25 protein-coding genes are annotated in these 23,309 nt (G+C 52.8%); 11 read left to right on the forward strand and 14 right to left on the reverse strand.

The annotated features are described in order from the left end of the window. Nucleotides 1-501: 501 nt before the first annotated feature. From ACJJID_RS12335 to zapE, 7 genes are all read right to left on the reverse strand, one after another. Complete coding sequence (locus ACJJID_RS12335) at nucleotides 502-897, reverse strand: ClpXP protease specificity-enhancing factor (protein WP_152456408.1); 396 nt, start codon at nucleotides 895-897, stop codon at nucleotides 502-504. A 25-nt stretch (nucleotides 898-922) separates the two neighbouring features. Continuing rightward, a complete protein-coding gene (locus ACJJID_RS12340; RefSeq protein ID WP_444919743.1) occupies nucleotides 923-1,549 on the reverse strand; it encodes a glutathione S-transferase N-terminal domain-containing protein in 627 nt (208 codons plus the stop codon). 107 nt (nucleotides 1,550-1,656) lie between these two features. Then, complete coding sequence (locus ACJJID_RS12345; RefSeq protein WP_444919744.1) at nucleotides 1,657-3,858, reverse strand: ubiquinol-cytochrome c reductase; 2,202 nt, start codon at nucleotides 3,856-3,858, stop codon at nucleotides 1,657-1,659. Continuing rightward, on the reverse strand, nucleotides 3,855-4,454 hold the full coding sequence (gene petA / locus ACJJID_RS12350; RefSeq protein ID WP_444919745.1) for a ubiquinol-cytochrome c reductase iron-sulfur subunit: 600 nt from the start codon (nucleotides 4,452-4,454) through the stop codon (nucleotides 3,855-3,857). The genes ACJJID_RS12345 and petA overlap by 4 nt, the downstream gene beginning before the upstream one ends. A gap of 301 nt (nucleotides 4,455-4,755) precedes the next feature. Beyond that, nucleotides 4,756-5,148 carry a 30S ribosomal protein S9 gene (gene rpsI / locus ACJJID_RS12355; protein WP_152454551.1) on the reverse strand — a complete coding sequence of 131 codons (393 nt, stop codon included), beginning with the start codon at nucleotides 5,146-5,148 and terminating at the stop codon, nucleotides 4,756-4,758. 15 nt (nucleotides 5,149-5,163) lie between these two features. Next, the gene (rplM, locus tag ACJJID_RS12360) at nucleotides 5,164-5,592 is read right to left on the reverse strand and encodes a 50S ribosomal protein L13 (protein ID WP_152454552.1); all 429 of its coding nucleotides are present in this window, start codon (nucleotides 5,590-5,592) and stop codon (nucleotides 5,164-5,166) included. A gap of 107 nt (nucleotides 5,593-5,699) precedes the next feature. Beyond that, nucleotides 5,700-6,824 carry a cell division protein ZapE gene (gene zapE, locus ACJJID_RS12365; protein ID WP_444919746.1) on the reverse strand — a complete coding sequence of 375 codons (1,125 nt, stop codon included), beginning with the start codon at nucleotides 6,822-6,824 and terminating at the stop codon, nucleotides 5,700-5,702. Nucleotides 6,825-7,195: 371 nt separating this feature from the next. Here zapE and ACJJID_RS12370 point away from each other — a divergent pair, with 371 nt between their 5' ends. Further along, nucleotides 7,196-7,636 (forward strand): YhcB family protein, encoded by a 441-nt coding sequence (locus ACJJID_RS12370; RefSeq protein ID WP_444919747.1) that lies wholly within the window; start codon nucleotides 7,196-7,198, stop codon nucleotides 7,634-7,636. Nucleotides 7,637-7,740: 104 nt separating this feature from the next. Here the strand turns inward: ACJJID_RS12370 and sat are convergent, their stop codons facing one another. Then, a complete protein-coding gene (gene sat, locus ACJJID_RS12375) occupies nucleotides 7,741-8,931 on the reverse strand; it encodes a sulfate adenylyltransferase (protein ID WP_444919748.1) in 1,191 nt (396 codons plus the stop codon). A gap of 701 nt (nucleotides 8,932-9,632) precedes the next feature. Here sat and ACJJID_RS12380 point away from each other — a divergent pair. Continuing rightward, the gene (locus tag ACJJID_RS12380) at nucleotides 9,633-10,775 is read left to right on the forward strand and encodes a trypsin-like peptidase domain-containing protein (RefSeq protein WP_444919749.1); all 1,143 of its coding nucleotides are present in this window, start codon (nucleotides 9,633-9,635) and stop codon (nucleotides 10,773-10,775) included. Between the two features lie 27 nt (nucleotides 10,776-10,802). Further along, complete coding sequence (locus ACJJID_RS12385) at nucleotides 10,803-11,246, forward strand: nuclear transport factor 2 family protein (RefSeq protein ID WP_444919750.1); 444 nt, start codon at nucleotides 10,803-10,805, stop codon at nucleotides 11,244-11,246. 18 nt (nucleotides 11,247-11,264) lie between these two features. Here the strand turns inward: ACJJID_RS12385 and ACJJID_RS12390 are convergent, their stop codons facing one another. The 6 genes from ACJJID_RS12390 to ACJJID_RS12415 form a co-directional block, all read right to left on the reverse strand. Next, complete coding sequence (locus ACJJID_RS12390) at nucleotides 11,265-12,428, reverse strand: hypothetical protein (RefSeq protein WP_444919751.1); 1,164 nt, start codon at nucleotides 12,426-12,428, stop codon at nucleotides 11,265-11,267. Between the two features lie 42 nt (nucleotides 12,429-12,470). Beyond that, nucleotides 12,471-13,778 (reverse strand): histidinol dehydrogenase, encoded by a 1,308-nt coding sequence (gene hisD, locus ACJJID_RS12395; protein ID WP_444919752.1) that lies wholly within the window; start codon nucleotides 13,776-13,778, stop codon nucleotides 12,471-12,473. 14 nt (nucleotides 13,779-13,792) lie between these two features. Then, nucleotides 13,793-14,428 (reverse strand): ATP phosphoribosyltransferase, encoded by a 636-nt coding sequence (gene hisG, locus ACJJID_RS12400; RefSeq protein ID WP_444919753.1) that lies wholly within the window; start codon nucleotides 14,426-14,428, stop codon nucleotides 13,793-13,795. A 59-nt stretch (nucleotides 14,429-14,487) separates the two neighbouring features. Beyond that, complete coding sequence (murA, locus tag ACJJID_RS12405) at nucleotides 14,488-15,750, reverse strand: UDP-N-acetylglucosamine 1-carboxyvinyltransferase (RefSeq protein WP_152454560.1); 1,263 nt, start codon at nucleotides 15,748-15,750, stop codon at nucleotides 14,488-14,490. Nucleotides 15,751-15,792: 42 nt separating this feature from the next. Next, nucleotides 15,793-16,026 (reverse strand): BolA family protein, encoded by a 234-nt coding sequence (locus ACJJID_RS12410; RefSeq protein ID WP_152454561.1) that lies wholly within the window; start codon nucleotides 16,024-16,026, stop codon nucleotides 15,793-15,795. Between the two features lie 87 nt (nucleotides 16,027-16,113). Next, nucleotides 16,114-16,767, reverse strand: coding sequence for an MlaC/ttg2D family ABC transporter substrate-binding protein (locus ACJJID_RS12415; RefSeq protein ID WP_152454562.1), 654 nt, complete (start codon nucleotides 16,765-16,767; stop codon nucleotides 16,114-16,116). A gap of 410 nt (nucleotides 16,768-17,177) precedes the next feature. On the opposite strand from ACJJID_RS12415, the gene ACJJID_RS12420 reads away from it, so the two are divergent. From ACJJID_RS12420 to ptsN, 8 genes are all read left to right on the forward strand, one after another. Continuing rightward, entirely contained in the window at nucleotides 17,178-18,149 is a 972-nt protein-coding gene (locus ACJJID_RS12420; protein ID WP_444919754.1) for a KpsF/GutQ family sugar-phosphate isomerase, read from the forward strand. 60 nt (nucleotides 18,150-18,209) lie between these two features. Next, the gene (locus ACJJID_RS12425) at nucleotides 18,210-18,749 is read left to right on the forward strand and encodes a KdsC family phosphatase (protein ID WP_444919755.1); all 540 of its coding nucleotides are present in this window, start codon (nucleotides 18,210-18,212) and stop codon (nucleotides 18,747-18,749) included. Next, nucleotides 18,749-19,315, forward strand: coding sequence for an LPS export ABC transporter periplasmic protein LptC (gene lptC / locus ACJJID_RS12430; RefSeq protein ID WP_152454565.1), 567 nt, complete (start codon nucleotides 18,749-18,751; stop codon nucleotides 19,313-19,315). The genes ACJJID_RS12425 and lptC overlap by 1 nt, the downstream gene beginning before the upstream one ends. Beyond that, nucleotides 19,302-19,859 (forward strand): lipopolysaccharide transport periplasmic protein LptA, encoded by a 558-nt coding sequence (gene lptA / locus ACJJID_RS12435; protein ID WP_444919756.1) that lies wholly within the window; start codon nucleotides 19,302-19,304, stop codon nucleotides 19,857-19,859. The genes lptC and lptA overlap by 14 nt, the downstream gene beginning before the upstream one ends. 86 nt (nucleotides 19,860-19,945) lie before the next feature. Further along, nucleotides 19,946-20,671 (forward strand): LPS export ABC transporter ATP-binding protein, encoded by a 726-nt coding sequence (gene lptB, locus ACJJID_RS12440; RefSeq protein WP_444919757.1) that lies wholly within the window; start codon nucleotides 19,946-19,948, stop codon nucleotides 20,669-20,671. Between the two features lie 193 nt (nucleotides 20,672-20,864). After that, nucleotides 20,865-22,322 (forward strand): RNA polymerase factor sigma-54, encoded by a 1,458-nt coding sequence (locus ACJJID_RS12445; protein ID WP_444919758.1) that lies wholly within the window; start codon nucleotides 20,865-20,867, stop codon nucleotides 22,320-22,322. 181 nt (nucleotides 22,323-22,503) lie between these two features. Continuing rightward, a complete protein-coding gene (gene hpf / locus ACJJID_RS12450) occupies nucleotides 22,504-22,794 on the forward strand; it encodes a ribosome hibernation-promoting factor, HPF/YfiA family (RefSeq protein ID WP_152454569.1) in 291 nt (96 codons plus the stop codon). 3 nt (nucleotides 22,795-22,797) lie between these two features. After that, on the forward strand, nucleotides 22,798-23,259 hold the full coding sequence (ptsN, locus tag ACJJID_RS12455; protein WP_444919759.1) for a PTS IIA-like nitrogen regulatory protein PtsN: 462 nt from the start codon (nucleotides 22,798-22,800) through the stop codon (nucleotides 23,257-23,259). Nucleotides 23,260-23,309: the final 50 nt, after the last annotated feature.

Here is a 23,309-nt window from a genome sequence, read left to right on the forward strand (position 1 = left end):
CGACCCTTTCGCCACGGACCGCCAATATCCGTGGCTTTTTTATTCCCGTCCCTAAATCCCATAAATGTTGTCTGTGTTTTTATAGTCAAATTTTGGCCCAGAGAGTCAGCTGATTTCACAGGAGTTTTCTTAGTAAACACGCATCAAAAGAGTGGAATCTAAGAATTACCGCACGAGGCTAGGAGCTTACAGGAAAGATTCAGAGTGTGTCTCTGGAACAGTGTATTCCTCGCTTTTGATTCGGTGGAATTGCTAATTATGTAAAAAATAAAGCCCAAAATAAGTACGAAAAAACAGTGAGTATCATTCAGCTGGAAAACCTAAAGATCTCTCTAAGGCCTGTAACAACTTGAGCATTTGGCTCACCCCTTACAAAGATCTGGCGAAGAGAGGCAAATACAATAGGGAGGATTGATAAAAATTTGGAATGGATAAAAAGATAGCTAGGGAATAAAAAGCCAAAAAAGAAAGGAGGCAAAATGCCTCCTTTCTTTAGCGAACTTACTTCACTACCCGCAGGGCGGGTTTCTTCACCGATTTCTTACCCAAACTGGTGGGAGGTGTTGGCTCTGGTGGCTCTGGGGTTTCCTCAGGCTCAAATACCATGCCCTGCCCATTTTCACGGGCATAGATACCAATAACCGCCCCCACGGGGACCTGTATATCGGTAGGCACGCCGCCAAAGCGCGCATTGAACCTGATGGCATAGTTATCCATCGTCAGGCCAACCACAGCGCTCTCCGAGACATTCAGCACTATCTGTCCGTCATCGTTGACATGCTGCTGGGGCACCAGGACACCAGACAGGTGGGTGTCCACCAGGATATAGGGAGTGCACCGGTTATCGGTTATCCACTCATAGAATGCCCGCAAAATATAGGGACGATTGGATGTCATAGCCGGCTTACTCACAGAAGTATCCTCAACGCATTTCCCGTTCGTACTCGGTCAGGCTCTGCTGGAAAGCCTCGCGAGCGAACAGGCGATCCATATAATCCAGCAGTGGCTTAACCTGCTTGGTTTTGGGCAGGCTGATTTCAAATTGCTCGAGACGCCACAACAGGGGGGCCATGCAGCAATCTACCAGGGAGAACTCTTCATTAAAGAAGTACGGCAACTCGGTAAACATCGGCGCGATGCCCACGAAACTATCGCGCAGTTCCTTCCGGGCGGAAGCTACATCCTTTCCACCGGCCAGAATCTTATCCACTAACGGACACCAGTCGCGCTCAATGCGGTGCATGATCTGGCGACTCTGAGCACGGGCAACCGGGTAAACTGGCAGTAGCGGCGGGTGTGGGAAACGCTCGTCCAGGTATTCCATCATTACCTTGGTTTCGAACAACACCAAATCACGGTCTACCAGGGTCGGCAACGAATTGTAAGGGTTGAGGTCAGCGAGCTCGGCTGGTTTATCATCGGGATCGACATCAATGATATCGACGGAAACTCCCTTTTCTGCAAGCACAATGCGCACACGGTGGCTGTAGTGGCTGCGACCATCGGAAAAGAAGGTCATTGAGGAGCGCTTGTTGGTAGGCACACCCATGTTCAATCTACCTCAAACTAGTCGGTCGGCAGGCGCCAACCTTTTATTCAAAATATAAAAGGGTGGCGGAGCAACTCCACCACCCATCAAAGAGAAACCGGCGAAACTTAGTGGTGTATGTCTTTCCAGTACTCGCGGTTCAACAGCCAGGCAAAGATAAAGAATACAAAAATAAACGCCAGCACGTAGAAACCAATGCGCTTGCGATCTTCAGCCATAGGCTCGGCAATGTACTCCATAAAGTTAACCAAGTCATACATAGCTTGGTCGAACTCTTCAGGATTCATGGAGCCCTTCACGCTGCCCACTTTCAGGCTGCCACAATCCGCATCCATAATGGGGTTGCCCAGCTCATCGCGCACAATCTTGCCGTGGTCGCGCTTAGGGCCAGGAGCACACTCCGGCAAACCCTGCAGCTCCATCAAAACATGGGGCATGGCGACACTGGGGAAGACCAGGTTGTTCACACCGGTAGCCCGACTGTCATCCCTGTAGAAACTGCGGAGATAAGTGTAGAGCCATTCCGGGGAGCGGGAGCGAGCCACCAGCGTCAGGTCCGGCGGCGTGGCGCCGAACCATACTTTGGAGTCATCCGGGCGCATGGAGATCTCCATCAGGTTACCGATCTTGTCGTTGCCCAGAACCAGGTTCTGCATCATCAGCTCATTAGGGATATCCAGATCGGTGGCAACGCGCTCCCAGCGGGAGTAGTTGGCACTGTGACAGCCCATGCAGTAGTTGACGAAGTACTTGGCACCGCGCTGCAGGGACGGCTTGTCCTGCAGATCGATATTGATGTGGTCCAGCTCAACGCTGGACTCGGCACCTACCGCCTTAATGGGAATAAAGGTCAGCAGTCCGACAACCACGATACCAATAAACAGGATACCGAAAGTCTTGGCACCAGACGGGCTGGTTACACGCTCAGGCTCCGGATATACGTCATCGCGGTTAGTAATCCACGGCAGAGCGGCAAAGAAGCCCGCCAGCAGAAGGGTTACCACAGCCATGAAAGTATTCACAGAGAGATTGGCAACGGCCATCCACAGGAACAGCACACCGAAGCCGATGCTTACAACCCAGGAACCAATGCCTTTTTTGCTCTTCGGATTCGTCCAGACCGGCATGGTCAGGAAGAAGGCGAAGTAGAACAGAGTCGCGACCTGAGACAGGAAGTTGCGATCCGGAGTAGGAGATTTAACCCCCAGGTAACCGAGGATGATGAATACTGCAGCAAATACCAACAGCAACGCCTTAGGCAACCAACCCTTGTAGCGGATGGAGCGCACCGGGCTCTTATCCAGCCAGGGCAGTACAAACAGCACCGCAATCGCCGCGCCCATAGCAACAGTGCCGAGGAATTTAGCCGGCAGAGGGCCAATATCCATCGTTACTGCACGCAACACAGCATAGAAAGGTGTGAAATACCAAACCGGGGCAATTTGCGGCGGCGTCTTCAGCGGGTTCGCCTCCTCAAAGTTAGCGTGCTCCAGGAAGAAGCCGCCCATCTCGGGGAAGAAGAACACCACGGTTGCGAAGATAAACAGGAATACCGCAATACCAACCAGGTCGTGAACAGAGTAATAGGGATGGAAAGGCACACCGTCTTTGGGGATGCCGTTCTCGTCCTTGTTCTTCTTGATCTCGATACCGTCAGGGTTATTGGAGCCCACTTCGTGCAGCGCAAGAATGTGCAATACCACCAACAATACCAATACCAGAGGCAGGGCAATGACATGCAGGGAGAAGAAGCGGGTCAGGGTAATACCAGAAATAAGGTAATCACCGCGAATCCACTCAACCAGCATCTCACCGATACCGGGAATAGCGCCAAACAGGGAAATAATCACCTGGGCTCCCCAGTAGGACATCTGGCCCCAGGGCAGTACGTAGCCCATAAAGGCTTCCGCCATCAGCACCAGGTAGATGCACATGCCGAAGATCCACACCAGCTCGCGGGGCGGCTTATAAGAGCCGTACATCAGACCGCGGAACATATGTAGATACACCACCACGAAGAAGGCAGACGCACCTGTCGAGTGGAGGTACCGGATCAACCAACCCCACTCCACATCACGCATGATGTATTCGACAGAGGCAAAAGCGCCCTCTGCAGAGGGGTTAAAACTCATTACCAACCAGATACCGGTCAGCAGCTGGTTGACCAGCACCAGCAGGGAGAATACGCCGAAGAAGTACCAGAGGTTAAAGTTTTTGGGCGCGTAGTACTTGCCCATATGCTTATCCCAGGCCTGGTAGATCGGCAGACGCTGATCAACCCAGTCACCGAAATTTGCTAGCCATTTCATGCAGCGCCCTCCTGGTCTACACCAACCACGATTACGTCATCGCTCTCATAGGAATAAGGCGGAACCTCCAGATTGGTAGGCGCCGGAACACCAGCGTATACACGGCCAGCCATATCGTACTTGGAACCGTGACAGGGACAGAAGAAGCCCCCCATCCAGTCGTCACCACCCAGGTCGGCAGCACCGACTTCAGGGCGGTACATCGGCGCACAGCCCAGGTGGGTACACAGGCCAACCAGAACCAACAGCTTCGGCTTGATAGAGCGGTTTTCCGGGTTTACATAAGCCGGCTGGATAGACTCCTCGGAATTAGGGTCCCGCAATAGCGGCTCCACCTTTTCCAGGTCTTGTAAAATCTCGTCGGTACGACGGACCACATATACCGGCTTGCCGCGCCACTCAACGGTGACCATCTGGCCCGGCTCAAGTTTGCTAATGTTGTACTTAACCGGAGCACCCGCAGCTTTCGCCTTGGCACTCGGCTTCCAGGAAGCGACGAAAGGTACGGCCACCCCAACCGCACCCGCACCACCAACTACAGAGGTAGCAGCGGTTAAGAAACGGCGCCGTCCTACATTTACACCGTCATCACTCATGACGTAGTTCTCCCATCACAGCGATCCCAGACAAGCCGGAAATGCGCTGGCCCAAACCCAAAAAGTCTTGAAAGAAGTCCCGCTCCGGCAGATTGCCCGCGCGAATAAACCCCACAAATCAAGCGGATACAAATCCGCGCAATGTTAAAGAAAATGCCATTTTGATACAAGGCAAAGACCTGGGGAACGTCTGGAATTGCGCGGTGAAATTGCGAGAAATTGAACAATTCCCGGTTGGAAATTCCAAATCACAACTACCGGATAGAAAAAAGCCCGGCAGTTGCCGGGCCAAAAAGAAAGCTTAACGCTTGGAGAATTGCGGCTTCTTACGCGCTTTGCGCAGACCCACTTTCTTACGTTCAACTTCACGGGCGTCGCGGGTAACAAAACCAGCGGCGCGCAGCGGTTGACGCAGCTCCTCATCGTACTGCATCAGGGCGCGGGTCAGGCCGTGACGGATTGCACCCGCCTGACCGAAGGAACCACCACCTTTAACAGTTGCGATGATGTCGAATTTCTCGACCATGTCGACCTTTTCCAGCGGCTGACGCACGATCATGCGAGCCACCTGGCGGCCAAAGTATTCGTCCAGGCTGCGACCATTTACGCTGATCTTGCCTTCACCGGGTACGATGAATACACGAGCAGTGGAGGTCTTGCGGCGGCCGGTACCGTAGTATTGAGTAGTTGCCATCAGATTTCTTCCCGTTTAGATCGCCAGTTCAATCGGCTGTTGCGCCGCGTGAGGATGTTCACTACCGCCGTATACTTTCAGCTTCTTGAACATGGCGCGACCCAGAGGACCTTTCGGCAGCATGCCTTTAACGGCGCTTTGAATGGTGCGCTCGGGCGCTTTTTCGATCAGCTTTTCGAAGCTGATGGACTTGAGACCACCGGGATAGCCGGAGTGGCTGTGGTAGATCTTGTCTTTGGCCTTGTTGCCGGTCACGCGAACCTTCTCGGCATTGATCACAATAATGTAATCGCCAGTGTCCACGTGGGGCGTGTATTCAGGCTTGTGCTTGCCGCGCAGGCGGTGGGCGATCTCGGCGGAAATACGGCCGAGGGTCTTGTCCGCAGCGTCAACAATGTACCAGTCGCGTTTTACCGCTTCTGGCTTGGCACTGTATGTCTTCATGTTATAAACACCTGTAATATGACCCCCTGGTATTAGGGGCCGTCCCACAAAAGAGCGCGGATAGTACAAAAGGAGTGCTCGCTTTTCAAGCGGTTTATACGATGGGGCTATTCCGGGCGGTGCGCCCTTTCCAAGTACTCCCTGGACTGCATTTCCAGTAGGCGACTGACCGTGCGTTCGAACTCAAAACGCAGGTGCTGCCCGCCATAGAGCGTCTCTGCCGGCACCTCCGCAGAGATCACCAGTTTTACGCAACGATCGTAAAATTCATCCACCAGATTGATAAAACGGCGCGCCTGGGCATCCATACGCTCGTCAAACTTCGGCACCGCCGCGAGAAGAACCGTCTGGAATTCCCGTGCCAGTTCTATGTAATCATTTTGTGAGCGGGGACCATCGCACAGATCGGTAAAGTTGAACCAGGCAACATCATCCGCCACCTTTAGAGCCCGAATGGGGCGCCCCTCAACCTGCAAGTCCACATTACTGCGCACTTCACAACCGTCCACGATTAGCCGGGAGAAACTGTTGGACAGGTTTTCGTCTGCCGCCTTGTCGAGCGGTGCGTGATAAAGCTCCAACAGTTCCAGGGTACGCAACCGGTAATCGGTGCCACCATCCACATTCACCACCTTGGTGTGGCGCTGTAAAAGGTCGATTGCCGGCAGGAAGCGGGCCCGCTGCAGGCCATCTTTATAGAGCCCCTCCGGCACAATATTGGAGGTCGCCACCAGCGTTACCCCACGACGGAACAAGGCCTCCAGAAGGCCCGCTAGGATCATGGCATCGGCAATATCGGACACAAAGAACTCATCAAAGCAGAGCACCCGTACCCTTCGCGCAATCTTGTCGGCCACCTTTTCCAGCGGGTTTTTCTCCCCGGCATACTCTTTCAGATCCTGATGCACCTGGCGCATAAACCTGTGAAAATGGGTACGCTGCTTCTGCTCAAACGGCAGAGACTCATAGAAGGCATCCATCAGATAGGTCTTACCCCGCCCTACCCCGCCCCAGAAATAGAGGCCCCGCTCAGGACCGACATCGGCGCCGCGCAAGCGTGAAACCAGACTTGCGAGAAAACCCCGCTTAGCCCTGGCCACCAGGCGCAGGTGTAGATCCTGCAGTTCCTGAACCGCCGCCCGCTGGGATAGGTCCTCAATAAAATCAGGGCGCTGCAGGTCGCTCTCATAGCGTTCAAGGGGGGAATGTAAGAGAGGTTTGGCGGGCAACATAGATGAAAATTTCTTCAACAACCGAGTAACAGGCGCGCACTCTAACAAATTCACCACCGAGCCGCCTAGGCGGCAAAGTTGCAATAATATAGGTAGTACCCTTAGACCCTACCAATTATCTGATCCCCGTCCGATTCGCCAGCCAATACCGGCGATTCGGAACTGGCGGTAAATTGGCGTGTCGCAATTAACCAACAATCTTAATTGTCGGATTAATAATCGCGTATACTGGGCCCGCTAACAGGGGGCGACAGCCACTTGCAGATGGCTACCCAGGGTCCCAAGCAATAACATTGCCCAGGTAACCACCATCCATCACCATGCACCAGGGATCGCCAGTGCCATATAAGAGCAAGTTCGGGAGGTAGGAAGTGCACTCTACATCGGTATTAATTTTAGTTGGCATCCTCGGCATGACGCTGGGTGCTTTCTTGGCCTACCTGGCGATTCGGGGACGCACAAGTGTCGATCGCACTCAGGAGCTGGAGCAACGCCTGCGCGAGGCCAATAACAAACTCGAGGATTTTCAGCTGCAGGTCAATGAACACTTCGACCAAACCTCTCAGTTAGTTCACAACCTGACCGAAAGCTACAAAGAAGTTCACGAATACCTGTCCAACAGCGCCTTGAGACTATCCAATCAGGATATAGGCCGACAAATGCTGGAAGCGGGTAGTGGCAAGCTGAAAGAAGATGACAAGCAACTCCAAGAGATGGGACCGCCGAAAGATTGGGCGCCCAAAGAACCCGGTGCCAAAGGCACCCTCGACGAGGACTACGGCCTTGAAAAAGAGGCGCATGTAGGCAGCTAACCGCTACATCCTCAAAATTTCTGATCTCACTTTTTCAATTGAGATCAGGAGAGAGGCAAAGAAAAAGGCGGGGTGACCCGCCTTTTCTCATTGAACCTGAAGATTTACAGGCTCTGGTAATAATCCATCAGGATCTGCGCCACTTCCGGACGGGAGAATTCCGGCGGCGGGGCAATACCATCCCCAAGCATCTCACGCACCTTGGTGCCAGACAGCAGAATAAAGTCTTCTTTGGTGTGATCCGGCACATCACGCATCATCACCACCTTATTGAGCTTCTTTGAGTAAGCGGTGTGGTCGGCACGGAAGATTTCTATTTCCAAAGCCCCTTCAGGAACCTTCTCATCGAAAATAGTCTGGGCATCAAAAGCGCCGTAGTAATCTCCAACACCAGCGTGATCGCGACCTACGATCAGGTGGCTACAACCACAGTTCTGGCGGAATAACGCATGTAGCACGGCTTCACGAGGGCCTGCATAGAGCATATCGAAACCATAACCGGTTACCATCACGGTATTGGCCGGGAAGTACAGCTCCACCATCTTGCGAATCGAAGCATCGCGTACCGGTGCCGGAATATCACCGGGTTTCAACTGCCCCAGCAACATGTGAATCAAAACTCCGTCCGCCTCGACGGCCTCAAGAGCCATCTTGCACAGCTCTTCGTGGGCGCGGTGCATAGGGTTACGGGTTTGGAAGGCGACCACCTTGCTCCAGCCACGCTCGGCAAATTCGTTGCGAATTTCCACTGCTGTACGGAAAGTATCCGGGAAGTCACTAATAAAGTAACTAAAGTTCAACACCTCAATCGGGCCTGAGATGAGCTTGCGACCAGCAGACTTAAAGGTGGCTACACCGGGGTGCTTATCATCCAGGGTACCGAAGACCTGTTCGGCCATGGTGTCCATCTGCTCATCGGAAACGGTTTCGATCGCTTCCACGTCCATTACCGCCAATACAGGATTGCCTTCAACATTCGGGTCACGCAAGGCAATTCGAGACGCGCCCTCAATTTCGCTGGTGTCTTCAACAACATTCAGTACTGGTACCGGCCAAAACAAACCATCGACTGTGCGCAGGGTGGCAGCCACACTCAGGGCATCGGCAAGATTCATATAACCGTGCAGGGGGTTGAAGTAGCCCGCTCCCAGCATGACTGCGTTGGCGGCAGCGGCAGAGCTGACCACAATAGAGGGCAACGACTCCGCTTCATGCATCAACTGGTGATGCCGCTCGCTGTCATAAACGAAGCGAGGCTGCAGCTCAACACTGCCGTGGGGGCGAACTAAGGACATTTTGGTCTCCAAATACAAAATTTGCCGGTTAGTCAATTATCGACTGGCTATTATACGCATCTGCACAGACTGACCAATGTCAAACCGATACAGAGAGGGCAGTATAGACCCAGGTCACTGGAACTCCGTGGACATTGGGAATACCAGCAACCAAAGGCTCGCCTCAACAACAAATACTCCAGCAAGCCTTTACGTCTTCAAGGGCGCAATTTCAAAAGGCGACGCATTGCTTAAACTTCAGCCCCACAGAGAAGAGCCAATGAAATACAAACCTCCAATAAGTATCGAGGGCTAATAACAATAATCGTGAAATAAGGAGGGAGCACAAAAGAGCAACGCTAAACTTTTGCGCAGGTGCTCCCAATCAATCCCATAGAACAGCTAAGAGGCTTTTGAAAGATTGGGGATTGATTTAAAGATATCCGTAAGATTGCTTGGAGAATTTACGGTAAATATTGATAGGGCTGCTCTGAATACTAGCCCTCTATGAATAACACCTTTTAAGAACCAGGGCGCCCAAGAATAGACAGTCAATAATCGTTACAGCGGCCCATTCATAGAAGCCTCGACGGAGCACCTACTTTTCATTCCGATTAACTCTTCCTCGGTTCCTATACAGCACCACCAAAACAGCAGCAGGCTCCCTTCTCGGCGAATCCCCGACAAGACGTGTGTATAATCAGCGCAAAGAGGAGTCTCGAGTGTCCCAAAATCGCTTTTTACAGGATTGGGCCCTGCCTGCCCTGATCGGCTTGGCAATGGCCGCCCTGCTATTGGTTATATTTCCGCAACTGCGTGGCGTAAACCCCAAACCCTCCCAGGAGGATTGGCAGGGGCCGGTATCCTATGCCCAGGCTGTGAATATGGCTGGGCCCGCCGTAGTCAACATCTATACCCGCATGGCCCTGCCACAGCGGCAACACCCGTTATTTAATGACCCCCTTTTTCGCCGTTTGTTCGATAACATGAACGTCCCACAAAGAGAGCGCATGCAGTCAAACCTGGGCTCCGGGGTTATCGTCAGTGACAATGGCTATATTCTCACCAACCACCATGTGGTCGACCAGGCAGACGCGATCGTTATTCTGCTGGCCGATGGTCGCGAGGCGCAGGCGCGCATGGTCGGCAGTGATGCTGACTTTGACCTTGCGGTTTTGAAAATTGAACTGGACGGCCTCACTTCTATCTCGGTGGGCGAGCCCGAGGCTGCCCAGGTAGGTGATGTGGTACTGGCAATCGGCAACCCTTTTGGAGTCGGTCAAACTGTGACCCAAGGTATAATCAGCGCCAAAGGGCGCCATCTGGAAAACTCCGGTACCGGCAGTCACCTGCAAAACTTCCTGCAAACTGACGCAGCAGTGAATCCCGGCAATTCTGGCGGGGCACTGGTGGATTCTCGTGGGCGCCTGCTCGGTATCAACACCTCAATCCTGAACCAGTCTGGATATTCCGGCGGAATCAGCTTCGCTATTCCCGCCAATATCGCCTTCAAAGTGATGCAGGACATCATCGCCTACGGCCGGGTTGTGCCCGGCTGGTTAGGCATTGAAGCCAGCGCGATCAGTCCGCAGATGGCCAAGGAGTTCAACCTCGCCTCCACCGGGGGGGTCATGATCACCGCTATCTACAACGAAAGCCCTGCCCACAATGCAGGGCTCAAGCCCGGGGACGTAATCACCCATATCGATGGACTGCCAATTGGCGATGGAAAACAGGGCGAAGCCACTATGGCCACCCTGCGACCTGGAGACACCATCTCCATCACTTTCACTCGTGAGGGGGCATCCCATACCGTGGAGGCGACAGTGTCAGTCAAACCAGATACGACAACCCCCGCAGAGTAATCCTTTAAGAAGCAAGGAAGCCAAGTTATGCGCTCAATCACGCTATCCCTTCTCCTGATTATCGCAGCGGGTCAGTCTAGAGCCGATGACAAAGAGGATCTCCAGAAACTGCTGCACCACTTTATCGACAATGCCGCTAGCAGCGCTGAAGCCCATCAACGCTTTTGGGCCGAGGACCTTATCTACACCAGCTCCGCAGGCAAGCGATTTGGTAAAGAGCAAATCATGCAGGGCATGGAAAAGGCCACAGATGAGCCGATGACGGTGAGTTACGCTGCGGAAGATATCGATATCCGCCTGCTGGGAGATACAGCAGTAGTGGCATTCAAATTGATAGCCAATGATAGCGATAAAGGGGAGAAAAATTATTACTTCAACACGGGCACCTTTGTGAAGCGCCAAGGAGATTGGTATGTGCTCGCCTGGCAGGCAACCCAAATTCCCAAGGAAGGGAGCAAGCCAATAAATTAATGGACTGCGAAGGCCGGGCTAGTTCCCGGCCTGCCTCTCGCGCCAGCTCTCACGAACATTGGCCATAAAGCGGGACTCACTGGGAACACTCGCCTTGGCAATTAATCCCCGTGCAAAAGCCTCAACTTCTTCCCTACCTCTCCCCTCACCGGAAAAAGAGGCTCGCACCTTAATAAACTTATCCTGACGCACAAATAGATAGGTGTGGGTATCAAAGCGCTCCCCATCTGCGGCAAGAAAATAACCTGAAAGCCTGGTTACAGGCAGATCCTGCCCCTGGACATGCCAGGTTTCAGAGGCTTCCTCGTTAAGATCCAGCGCCTGCCACTGCGCCTCTTTCTCCACTAAGTGCAGCTCCTGGCGAACCCTATCCAACTCCCGCACCTGCGCCAGCTGAAGATCCCCCCATTCCCAATTTGGGATTGGATAGACAAACACATCGACCGAGTCGAACTGAAACTGACGATGCACGTAACGCGTCTGGGCACCAAATAAAGGATGGCTGGCAAGCACCAGGGGATTGCTCACATACTCGCCGACCGACTCAGGCAAATTAAGAGTCGTGTGGTAATCACTCGCCCCAATTGACTGATAGAGATATTCCGGCTCCATCGCCCTGTCGCCCTGCAACTGCGAAATCAGCTGGGCTGCCACCACCTTAGCTAAATCTCGCTCTGCATTGACAGGAGAGCTCAACAGACTGATTGTTGTTGTGAATGGAAATTCCAGTTGGTAGCGCTTTAAGGGCAGGCCATGCCAAGTCAGGATTGCATCTACATGGATATCCCGGGTAGTTCGCACAGGAGCCAGCATCATGGTGGCCCCTGCAATCACCGCCTCACCGATATCCTCTATACCCTCTTCGGAATATCCAGCTGAGCTTACCAATAACTGATAGGGAACATCGTCATTGCCGAAATGCACAGAATTGAAGACGGTGGAGGCCTCCAACTCGCTAAACAATTCCGTGTAATCCACTACATCGTATTGGCAGTGTTTGAGTAAAGAGCTTTCAGAATAGTCATTGCAGCGCCGTTCAAAATCCTCTTCAGGCATCTTGGCAAAGAGAGATAAAGAGGGAAGAGTTTGCTCAGTCTTAGCATACTCTGCCACGTTATTTTCATCAGTTGTCACACAACCAAACAATGACAGGGTAGCCAAACACAGAAATAGTTTACGCATGGTGTACCTTACTGGTGCCAGATACCGCAACAAGGTGAACGCTTACTTCTTGATCCGAAAGGCAGCAGATCGAGCATGGGCTTCCAACCCCTCACCCCGTGCGAGAGTGGCAGCCACACGACCGAGCTGATCGGCACCTTGCGGGGAACAAAAAATAATCGAACTGCGCTTCTGAAAATCGTAAACACCCAAGGGCGAAGAGAATCGCGCTGTACCACTGGTAGGCAATACATGGTTGGGACCAGCACAATAGTCCCCCAGAGCTTCTGCAGTATAGCGGCCCAGGAAAATCGCACCGGCATGGCGAATTTTCGGTAGTAGAGATTCTGGATCGGCTACAGAAACTTCCAAATGCTCGGGAGCAATGCGGTTGGAGATTTTCATTGCCTGCTCAAGGGAATCCACCATGATCAGAGCACCGCGATCGAGAAGAGACTTGGCCGCTATTGATGCGCGAGGCAGCTCTGCCAGCTGGCGCTGCAGCGATGACTCCACCGCATCGAGAAATTCAGCATCGGGGCACAACAAGATGGATTGTGCCTGTTCGTCGTGTTCGGCCTGGGACAACAAATCCATTGCGATCCAGTCTGGATCGGTAGCGCCATCACAAATGACCAAAATTTCCGAAGGTCCAGCGATCATGTCAATTGCCACATGACCAAAGACTGAGCGCTTAGCGCTAGCCACATAAATATTGCCGGGACCCACTATCTTATCTACCGGGGCAATTGTCTCGGTACCATAGGCCAGCGCAGCCACGGCTTGTGCGCCGCCGATGGTGAGCACTCGATCCACCCCGGCAATAGCCGCTGCGGCCAATACCAAATCACTGATCTCACCCTCAGGAGCTGGAACCACCATGGTCACTGAATCCACACCAGCTACCTTGGCCGGTATAGCATTCATTAACACAGAAGACGGATAACTGGCTTTGCCACCAGGTACGTAAATGCCAACGCGTTCCATCGGGGTAATCTGTTGGCCGAGTACCGTGCCATCTGCCTCGGTATAACGCCAGGACTCCTGCTTCTGATGCTCGTGGTACTCGCGCACGCGCCGGGCGGATATTTCCAGGGCTTCGCGCTCCTCTGAGTCGATACGCCTAAGGGCCTCACCCAGTACCTGCGACGTTAACAAAAAGTCTTCTGCCTGAGTAAGATGACGACGGTCAAAGCGATTGGTGTATTCGATAACCGCAGCATCACCGCGAGTGCGCACCTGCTGCAGGATCTCAGCAACCGTTGCCTCAACCTGCTCATTGGCGACTGCCTCCCAGGCGAGCAGTTGCTTTAGTTGCACATCAAAATTTGTGTCAGTGGCATTCAGCCGGCGAATAACCTTGCGAGTCATAACTTCAAAATCTTCTAGTTTTGCGCGACAGCCGCCGACAATTTTTCGATCAGCTCACTAATGGGCTGATACTTCATCTTCATTGCAGCCTTATTGACGATCAAGCGACTACTGATATGTGCGATCATTTCGCGGGCCTCAAGGCCATTGGCCTTTAAGGTATTACCGCTATCGACAATATCCACAATCTCATCGGCCAGATCCATCAGTGGGGCTAGCTCCATGGCGCCATACAACTTAATAATGTCTGCCTGCCTTCCTTGAGCTGCATAATGGCGCTTGGCACTCTCGACAAATTTCGTCGCCACTTTGATCCGCCCTGTTGGCAGAGCAGCCCCCTTCACTCCCGCAGTCATCAAGCGACAGCGCGCGATACCCAAATCCAGGGGCTCATAGATGCCATCGGCGCGATGCTCCAGCAGAGTATCTTTGCCGGCAACGCCCATATCCGCGGCGCCATGCTGCACATAAGTGGGAACATCAACACCGCGCAGGAGGAGCAGGCGCACCCCCTCGCAGTTGGTAGGGAAAATCAACTTACGGCTTTTCCCCAGATCTTCGAGTGGTTCCAGGCCCGCCGCTGCGAGTAAAGGTAAGGTTTCTTGCAGGATGCGCCCCTTGGTCAGGGCGATAGTGATTTGCATAGTCATTATTAAAGCCGGCTTATTTTCGAGAGCCGCCCTTGGCAAAAGGCGGCCGCCTCAATTTGCTAACCAGGCACTCGGCGAATATTCGCCCCCAGTTGCTGTAATTTTTCCTCGATGCACTCATAACCCCGGTCGATATGGTAAATACGATCGACCGTGGTAGTACCTTCAGCCACCATTCCCGCAATCACCAAACTTGCCGAAGCGCGTAAATCCGAAGCCATCACGGGTGCCCCTTTAAGCTTTTCGACGCCGGTGACAAACGCCGTATTGCCCTCAAGGGTGATATCCGCGCCCATACGATTCAACTCGTGTACTTGTATCAGGCGATTCTCAAAAATGGTCTCCACCACGGCGGCCTTGCCCTCGGCGACGGCATTCATAGCGGTAAACTGCGACTGCATATCAGTGGGAAACGCCGGGTAAGGTGCGGTACGGAAGCTAACCGCCTTAGGACGATTGCCCTTCATATCCAACTCAATCCAATCGTCACCGCAGCTGAGATGCGCTCCCGCCTCTTCAAACTTTAACAGTACTGCATCGAGGATATCCGCGCGCGTATGTAGAAGGCGAACCTTGCCGCGCGCTGCAGCCGCCGCTGCGAGGAAGGTACCGGTTTCGATACGATCCGGCATAACACTGAAGGTGCATGGAGCCAGCTTGGGAACACCGTGAATACGCATGGTGTCAGTGCCAACACCTTCTATCTGAGCACCCATGGCAATCAGAAATTCCGCCAGATCGACGATCTCGGGTTCGCGCGCTGCGTTGTGTAATACCGTGGTGCCTTCGGCTAAGACCGCGGCCATCAGTAGGTTTTCCGTACCGCCTACAGTGACCTTCTCCATAACGATATTGGCGCCTTTTAGACGGCCGTTAGAGCGGGCCCGGATAAAGCCACCATCAATGGTTATTTCGGCACCCATCGCCTCTAACCCTTTCAGGTGGATATCCACCGGGCGACTGCCGATAGCGCAGCCACCGGGGAAAGAGACATTGGCTACACCGTGGCGGGCCAGCAACGGGCCCAACACCAAAATCGAGGCGCGCATGGTTTTTACCAGCTCGTAGGGCGCCGTCAGATCGTTGACCGAACGGGGGTCTATTTCTACACCCAGCTTCTCATCAACCGTGATATCACACCCCATACAGCGCAGCAGGGTAATCATCGTAGTGATGTCATTAAGATGTGGCAGGTTGTGAATATGCACCGGACCATCAGCCAAAAGCGCTGCGGCCAAAATTGGCAGTGCAGAATTCTTTGCACCAGAGATTCGCAGGGTGCCGGAAATTGGACTACCACCCTCTATTATTAACTTATCCATTCGGTCTCATATTTCGGGGGTCGCCTGGATACAGGCGACAGGTTATCGACTGGCTTCTTCTGGAGTAAGGGTCTGCATTTGCACGGCATGCAAGGTGCCGTCAGCAATTTTGTCGTTTAGCGCGGCATAAACCAGCTGCTGCTTTTTCAAGCGGCTCAGACCTTCGAAGGCACTACTCACCACAGTTACCATCAGGTGACTACCTTCAAAGGCGACGTCGACATTACTCTCGGGGATATGACCCTCAATGAGGGCTTTGATTTCATCTGGTTGCATAGGAGGGATTTGCGTTAGTTGAAAAACAGCACGCAAGTGTACTTGAATCGAGGAGGGTGCGCAGCTGCGCACCCTGAAGTTCGCCGACTAGCTCACTTTATCGGCAACATCCTGCCCGGCGGACCAGTTGGAGATTACCTTATCGATATCCCCGTAGGACTGCATAGACTGGGAAAACTGGCTGCGGAAAGTTTTACCTAAATTAACGCCATTCAAGATAACGTTGATCAGTTTCCACTCACCTGCACGGTTGCGCACCAGGGTGTAGGAGACTTTGGTGATACCTTCCTTGCTGCGCACTTCCTGCAAAACATTAACCCGGTTACCGCTAGGTAAAGTCCCAGGGTTTACCACTTTCACATCGAGGTCGCCAAAATTCGCCACACCGCGGGCAAATGTTGCCACCAGGTCCCGACGGAAAGTGCTGGCAAAGCGGGAGCGCTGGGTCGCGGTAGCCTGCTTGGCGTAACGCCCCATAACACCGCGCGCAATAAAGTCAAAGTCCACCACCGGGGTCAACACGCCCTCAACGGCGTTGTAGTACCTCTGCGGGTCAGAGTTGGCATATTGGGCATTTGAGCGAATGACACCCAGCAGCTTTTGGGAAACCCCCTCAATCATTACATAAGGGTTTTGATCGGCATTCGCAGCGGGGACCACAGCAGACACCAATGCTGCGCAAAGTACAAATCTTAGCCATCGGGAAAACCCGTACCGACCAATCCAAAATGATGTATTCACAAATACTCTCCAATTAGCAAATCATTCCTTGGACGCACACAGCGTAAATAAGTGCCATGACGAGACTGCTGGCATTTCTCCCCAGAAGTGGGGATTTGTCGTTCATCCGCTGAGTGACATAGCTGACAGCAGCGGCGGCAGACTATACCATGACCGCGCCCGGTGGTGTGGTAGTGTACGAGCGTGTCATTTGGCATCCCCCTATCGACCGGCCTTCCTACACGCTTTTAAGCTGTTCATAATAATATAGATTAGAACGACAACCGCAGGGTCAGCTTCGACAATAACAAAGCGTGACACCTGCGACTTATGCGTGAAAGCCCAGAGAAAGCAGGGCAAAGAGAGTTATCACAGATACTTTCAATAGCTAAAAGGTTAGTAAATTAGAAGTGAGCAAGCAGAGGCACTTAATGACCCGAGAATTAATAACGGAAGCTGGGAGGCGCACCGTTCGAATGGAAGCGGAGGCTGTCGACGAACTAGAACAAAGGATCAACGGCAATTTCCAGCGCGCCTGTGAGATGATCCTGCAATGTCCCGGCCGCACTATTGTAACGGGTATGGGCAAATCGGGGCACATCGGACGCAAAATAGCCGCCACCCTTGCCAGCACTGGTACTCCTAGCTTTTTCGTTCATCCCGGAGAAGCGAGCCATGGAGACCTGGGAATGATCACCCGGGACGATCTGGTGATCGCCATCTCAAACTCGGGCTCTTCCGCAGAGGTACTGACTTTACTGCCACTGTTAAAGCGCCTAAGCATCCCCATGATCAGCATGACAGGTAAAACTGACTCCCCATTGGCACAGGCAGCAGAAGTCAATCTGGATATTTCAGTGCAAACTGAAGCCTGCCCTCTTAATTTGGCGCCAACCTCCTCAACCACCGTCACTCTGGTTATGGGCGACGCACTGGCGGTAGCCCTACTTGAAGCCAGGGGCTTCACCGCCGAAGACTTTGCCTTCTCCCACCCAGGCGGAGCCCTTGGCCGACGTCTATTGCTAAAAGTAGAAGATGTCATGCATGCCGGGGAAGAGCTGCCCCAGGTCCAGCCAGACACTCTGCTGTCCAAAGCCTTACTGGAGATGACCAGCAAAGGGTTTGGTATGACCACCATTGTCGACACAAAGGGAGAACTACTCGGTGTTTTTACCGACGGGGACTTGCGCCGCGTGATCGACCACAAGATCGAGCTGGATAAGGCCACTATGGATCAAGTGATGAGCCGCCGCCCTAAAACGGTATCCGCCGAGACTTTGGCTGCGGAAGCACTGCGTATTATGGAAGATTATAAAATCACCGCACTCGTCGTAGAGGATGAAACCCACCACCCAATAGGCGTACTACATATGCACGATATACTGCGCGCCGGCGTAATCTAAAAGATTAAATTAATTTTTTGGGCACGTTAGTGCCCCATTTACATTTTAAGGAAAACTCTGGTGGTTTCAGAAAAAGAATTAAATGCGGCTCTGCAGAAAGTACGCTGGCTGGTTTTGGATGTAGATGGCGTCCTCACCGACGGCAAACTTTATTTTGACAACAATGGCAATGAGCTGAAAACCTTTAACACCCTCGATGGACACGGCATTAAGATGCTGCAAAACTCCGGGGTTCGCGTAGCCATTATTACAGGGCGGCGCAGCTCCGTGGTGGAGCGCCGCGCTCACGACTTGGGCATCAATAAACTGATTCAGGGGCGCGAAGACAAATTTACCGCGCTCCAGGAACTTTTGGCAGGGGAACCCTGCCGCTTAGAAGATATCGCCTACATCGGCGATGACTATCCGGATCTCCTGGTGATGACCCGCATCGGCTGCCCCATAGCTCCTCCCAATGCCGCAGCCCCCGTCAAGGAGCGCGCTTTGTGGGTAACCCGAGCTCGCGGCGGAGAAGGCGCTGTGCGCGAAGCCTGTGATCAAATCATGCAGGCGCAGGGAACCTTTGACTCGGCTCTCGCCCCCTATATTGGAGAGCAATAATGCGCACTTGGCTGCCGCTGCTATTAGTAGTATCGCTAATCAGTGTTGGCCTGTGGCTTTCGGAAAGCCCGCCCGATCAGCTGCTGGGGATACGACCGACCCCCCAGCAGCATGACAAGGCCGCAGAACTGATCATCCGAAATGCCAAGACACGGCACTTCAATGAGGAAGGAAACCTCGCCTACCGAGTAGATGCAGATCAGATTACCTACTACCAGTTTAAACGTCGTGACCGGGCAGACCTGGCGGAACCCCGCATGCTCTTTTACCAGGATGACCAGCCGAAGTGGCGTACCGAGTCCCGCAAAGGGGTCGCTTACAATCGTGGTGAACGAGTAGTCTTGGATGGCGATGTCGTAATTGATGAACTACCCGCCCCTGGCGGTATCAAACTGGAAACATCGAGCATTACAATTCTGCCCGCGAAGGAATTCGCCGAGACAGACAAAGTTGTTACTATTAGCTCTGGCCCTAACCGCACAACGGGTAAGGGTATGCGCGCTTACCTGAATGAAGACCGGATGGAAATCCTATCCGACGTAAAGAGCATCTATGACACTGACTAAATACCGCCACTTGCTAAGAATCTCCGCTATTACCGCACTAGCGCTCATAGCTTCAACGGCTGTTGCACTGCCAGAAGATCGCCAACAGCGGATCAATATCAGTTCTGATGCCATGAATGCCGGCCTCAACAATAACTTGGTGGTATATAGCAACAATGTTGTTATCACTCAGGGTTCGCTGAAAATTCAGGCTGACCGCGTCGAGGTTTACTTCACTCCAGAAAAAGAAATCAGTCGCGTCATAGCCGTAGGCAAGCCCGCGCATTTCCAACAAAAGATTCTTCAGGGTGAAAATCCCGTCAAAGCTAGAGCCCAGCGTATTGTTTACCAGGTGAGCTCTGAGGAACTGCAGCTCACAGGCAAGGCCCATGTTGACCGTGAGGGCAATACGCTGGCCGCAGAAAAAATTGACTACGATCTCTCTACCGAACAAATGAGCGCCAAGGGGCAAACCGGTAAGGGGCGCGTAGAAATGACATGGAAGCCCGAGAAAAAAGAGAACACGCAAGGCGCCAGTGATAACCAAGGGCAGCAAGCCCCCTAACTTTCACTCAAGCGCTAAGCAACAGATATTATTTGCACCGGCGGGCACCACTCTGCCCGCGGCATGGATAGATTTCGGTACACACTATGCCAACGCTCAAAGCGTTACACCTCGCGAAACAGTATAAAAAAAGAAAAGTTGTCCAGGATGTCACCGTCAGTGTTTCCAGCGGGCAGGTTGTCGGGCTTCTAGGCCCTAATGGCGCCGGTAAAACCACCTGTTTTTATATGATTGCCGGGCTGGTTCAGGCCGATGCAGGTAGGGTGATGATCGACGATGAAGATATTACCCGGCTGTCCATGCACGGGCGCGCACGCAAAGGCATCGGCTATCTTCCCCAGGAAGCCTCGGTATTTCGCCGCCTGAGCGTAAAAGACAATATTCTCGCCATCCTTGAAACCCGCAAAGACCTCTCACGAGCCGAGCGACAGCAACAGGCTCAAGCCCTGCTTGAGGAATTTAACATTACCCATATTGAGCAGAGCTTGGGCATGGCACTCTCTGGGGGCGAGCGCCGCAGAGTAGAAATTGCCCGCGCCCTGGCCACCAACCCCAGCTTTGTCCTGTTAGATGAACCTTTTGCCGGCGTGGATCCCATATCGGTAAACGATATCAAAGAAATCATCCGCCACCTGCGGGATCGAGATATCGGAGTACTCATTACCGACCACAATGTGCGCGAGACCCTCGATATTTGCGAGACCGCCTACATTGTCAGCGAGGGCCACATCATCGCTGAAGGCACACCAGAAGATGTTCTTGCCAACCAGCAGGTTCGGGAAGTTTATTTAGGACATGAATTTACCATTTAAGATGAAACGGCAATATCTATCCTTAAATTCTTCAATTTGAGCTTAATCCCTCATGCTTCAGCCGCTTCGAGTCTAACATCTATCACCGGGTCGGCACGTTTATTGCTTGTAATAAATTAGTGGGAGGGGTAGTCTGCGCCATCTTAGGACAAATTGATCTAAACACTGTCTTATCGGCCAGCGGCTCTCCACTATGAAGCAGTCACTCCAGCTCAAGCTCGGCACACAACTGACTATGACTCCCCAGTTGCAACAGGCAATCCGCCTTCTGCAACTGTCTACCCTCGACCTTCAGCAGGAGGTTCAGGCGGCGTTGGATAGCAATCCAATGCTGGAGGCGGATAGCGAGGAACAACCCTCAAAGGTGGAGAATGGCCAATCTCTGACTGAGCACGAGTCAGAGCGGGTGCAGGACAATACTTCACAAGCGACTGAGGAACGAGAGCTTGCTGAGGGGGACTGGGACCAGGCAATTCCCGACGAGCTTCCTGTCGACTCCCGATGGGATGATATCTACACCAGTCACAGCGGAAACCCAGAGCTGGATACCTCCAGCTACGAACGCAACTCCACCTCTGTCGACTTACAAGCCCACCTGCGCTGGCAACTGAACCTGACCCCTTTATCCGAGCAGGATAAGTGGATCGGTGAAAACCTGATTGACAGCATAAGCCCCAGCGGCCTCCTGGGCACCTCAATAGAGGAGGTTGCCTCCTCATTAGCTGTAGATGAAGATGAAGTACTGGCAGTCTTAAAGGCCATCCAACAGTTCGAGCCTGCCGGCTGTGGGGCTCGGGACCTAAAAGAATGCCTGCAATTGCAACTGCAACAGTTACCGCCAACCACCCCCTGGCTCGACCAAGCGCAAAGCATCATTGAGAAACACTTAGACCTGCTCGGCAAAAGAGATTTTCGCCAGCTGAGTCGGCGCACACGCCTTAACGAGGCCCAGCTCGGCGAGGCCATTCGCCTCATCCAGACGCTAAACCCGAATCCGGGAGAGAGCTTTGGCGGGCAGGAGCCGGACTATGTGATCCCGGATATCATCGTTTCCCGCAAGGCCCTGCGCTGGCAAGTAGAATTGAATGGAGAGATCACTCCCAAGATTCGAATCAATAATCACTATGCCTCAATGGTTAAGCGTGCGGACAACTCGAGAGATAACAACTTTTTGCGGGACCATCTGCAAGAAGCTCGCTGGTTTATGAAGAGCCTGCAGAGTCGCCACGAAACCCTGCTGAAAGTCGCCAACTGTATTGTCGAAAAGCAGCAAGGCTTTTTTGAGGAGGGGCCAGAAGCCATGCGCCCCATGGTGCTGGCAGACGTTGCCGAGTCCATTGGCATGCACGAGTCCACCATCTCCCGGGTAACCACCCAAAAGTACATGCTCACACCCCGCGGTGTGTTCGAACTCAAGTATTTCTTTTCGAGTCACGTAAGCACAGACTCCGGCGAAGATGCCTCCTCAACCGCCATTCGCGCCCTGATCAAAAAGCTGATTGATTCGGAAACGCCACGCAAGCCGCTATCCGACAATAAAATTACCCAGGAACTAGACCAGCAGGGCATCAAAGTAGCCCGCCGCACAGTAGCCAAGTATCGCGAATCAATGGGTATCCCCTCCTCCAGTGAAAGGAAGCGCCTAGTTTAATTTGCCCATACCGGGCGCGACCCAAAAGGCGGAGCAAGTCATAACCTGGCGCCAGTTGCTACGTCTTCACAACCGAACTCCAAACTTTGAGTGTATCCTTCCATTCTGGGCCACTTCCTAGTAGGGTTGCGACCCGAAAGGAGGCTCGCCGTATTGTGATGCACCTGGTAAGGAGAAATCCATGCAGATCAACATTAGTGGTCACCACGTCGACGTTAGCTCACCAATGCGCAACTACTGTGAGAACAAGCTGGAAAAGCTCTCAAGGCATTATGACAACATAACCAACGCGCAAGTTATTCTATCTGTAGATAAATTGATCCAGAAAGCTGAAGCCCGAGTACATATCAATGGTCACGACCTCTGTGCGGGTTCGGAAGACAAAGACATGTACGCAGCCATCGATGCGCTTACAGATAAGTTGGACCGCCAACTGAAAAAACACAAAGAGAAGTTGCAGAACCACCGCTGAATTATGACACTGGAAGCTTTACTTTCTCCCCGCCTGAGCCTTTGCCACCTGGCGGGGAGCAGCAAAAAGAAATTGCTGCTCAATATTGCCCAAGCCATCGCCGAACAATATCCACAGCATGACTCCGACACAACATTCAACCAATTGATCGCTCGAGAGCGCCTGGGTTCGACGGGTATTGGCGAGGGGGTAGCCATACCTCACTGCCGCCTTCCTGGCTGTGAGCAACCTATTGGTGTGCTTTGCACAATCGAACCCGCCATAGATTTCGACGCTATCGATAGGCAACCTGTCGACTTACTCTTTGTCTTACTCGTCCCTGAAGATTCAGAACAACAACATCTGGATACACTGGCAGAAATCGCTGCGCTTTTTTCCAACAGCCAAGTCCGGGATAAGTTGAGAAAAGCCGACAGTAGTGATGAGCTCTACGCCCTAGCCATAGATTCTGCCGCAGCAGCCTGATTCTGGTTTTGTACTTTTATTCTGGTAACAACTGAGATTCTCCTGAATCA

This window comes from Microbulbifer sp. CnH-101-G (assembly GCF_052466775.1).

Coding starts and splice junctions, on each gene's coding strand:
- ACJJID_RS12335 (WP_152456408.1), bottom strand. CDS start 897: ATGACATCCAATCGTCCCTATATTTTGCGGGCATTCTATGAGTGGATA.
- ACJJID_RS12340 (WP_444919743.1), bottom strand. CDS start 1,549: ATGGGTGTGCCTACCAACAAGCGCTCCTCAATGACCTTCTTTTCCGAT.
- ACJJID_RS12345 (WP_444919744.1), bottom strand. CDS start 3,858: ATGAAATGGCTAGCAAATTTCGGTGACTGGGTTGATCAGCGTCTGCCG.
- petA (WP_444919745.1), bottom strand. CDS start 4,454: ATGAGTGATGACGGTGTAAATGTAGGACGGCGCCGTTTCTTAACCGCT.
- rpsI (WP_152454551.1), bottom strand. CDS start 5,148: ATGGCAACTACTCAATACTACGGTACCGGCCGCCGCAAGACCTCCACT.
- rplM (WP_152454552.1), bottom strand. CDS start 5,592: ATGAAGACATACAGTGCCAAGCCAGAAGCGGTAAAACGCGACTGGTAC.
- zapE (WP_444919746.1), bottom strand. CDS start 6,824: ATGTTGCCCGCCAAACCTCTCTTACATTCCCCCCTTGAACGCTATGAG.
- sat (WP_444919748.1), bottom strand. CDS start 8,931: ATGTCCTTAGTTCGCCCCCACGGCAGTGTTGAGCTGCAGCCTCGCTTC.
- ACJJID_RS12385 (WP_444919750.1), top strand. CDS start 10,803: ATGCGCTCAATCACGCTATCCCTTCTCCTGATTATCGCAGCGGGTCAG.
- ACJJID_RS12390 (WP_444919751.1), bottom strand. CDS start 12,428: ATGCGTAAACTATTTCTGTGTTTGGCTACCCTGTCATTGTTTGGTTGT.
- hisD (WP_444919752.1), bottom strand. CDS start 13,778: ATGACTCGCAAGGTTATTCGCCGGCTGAATGCCACTGACACAAATTTT.
- hisG (WP_444919753.1), bottom strand. CDS start 14,428: ATGACTATGCAAATCACTATCGCCCTGACCAAGGGGCGCATCCTGCAA.
- murA (WP_152454560.1), bottom strand. CDS start 15,750: ATGGATAAGTTAATAATAGAGGGTGGTAGTCCAATTTCCGGCACCCTG.
- ACJJID_RS12410 (WP_152454561.1), bottom strand. CDS start 16,026: ATGCAACCAGATGAAATCAAAGCCCTCATTGAGGGTCATATCCCCGAG.
- ACJJID_RS12420 (WP_444919754.1), top strand. CDS start 17,178: ATGACCCGAGAATTAATAACGGAAGCTGGGAGGCGCACCGTTCGAATG.
- lptC (WP_152454565.1), top strand. CDS start 18,749: ATGCGCACTTGGCTGCCGCTGCTATTAGTAGTATCGCTAATCAGTGTT.
- lptA (WP_444919756.1), top strand. CDS start 19,302: ATGACACTGACTAAATACCGCCACTTGCTAAGAATCTCCGCTATTACC.
- lptB (WP_444919757.1), top strand. CDS start 19,946: ATGCCAACGCTCAAAGCGTTACACCTCGCGAAACAGTATAAAAAAAGA.
- ACJJID_RS12445 (WP_444919758.1), top strand. CDS start 20,865: ATGAAGCAGTCACTCCAGCTCAAGCTCGGCACACAACTGACTATGACT.
- hpf (WP_152454569.1), top strand. CDS start 22,504: ATGCAGATCAACATTAGTGGTCACCACGTCGACGTTAGCTCACCAATG.
- ptsN (WP_444919759.1), top strand. CDS start 22,798: ATGACACTGGAAGCTTTACTTTCTCCCCGCCTGAGCCTTTGCCACCTG.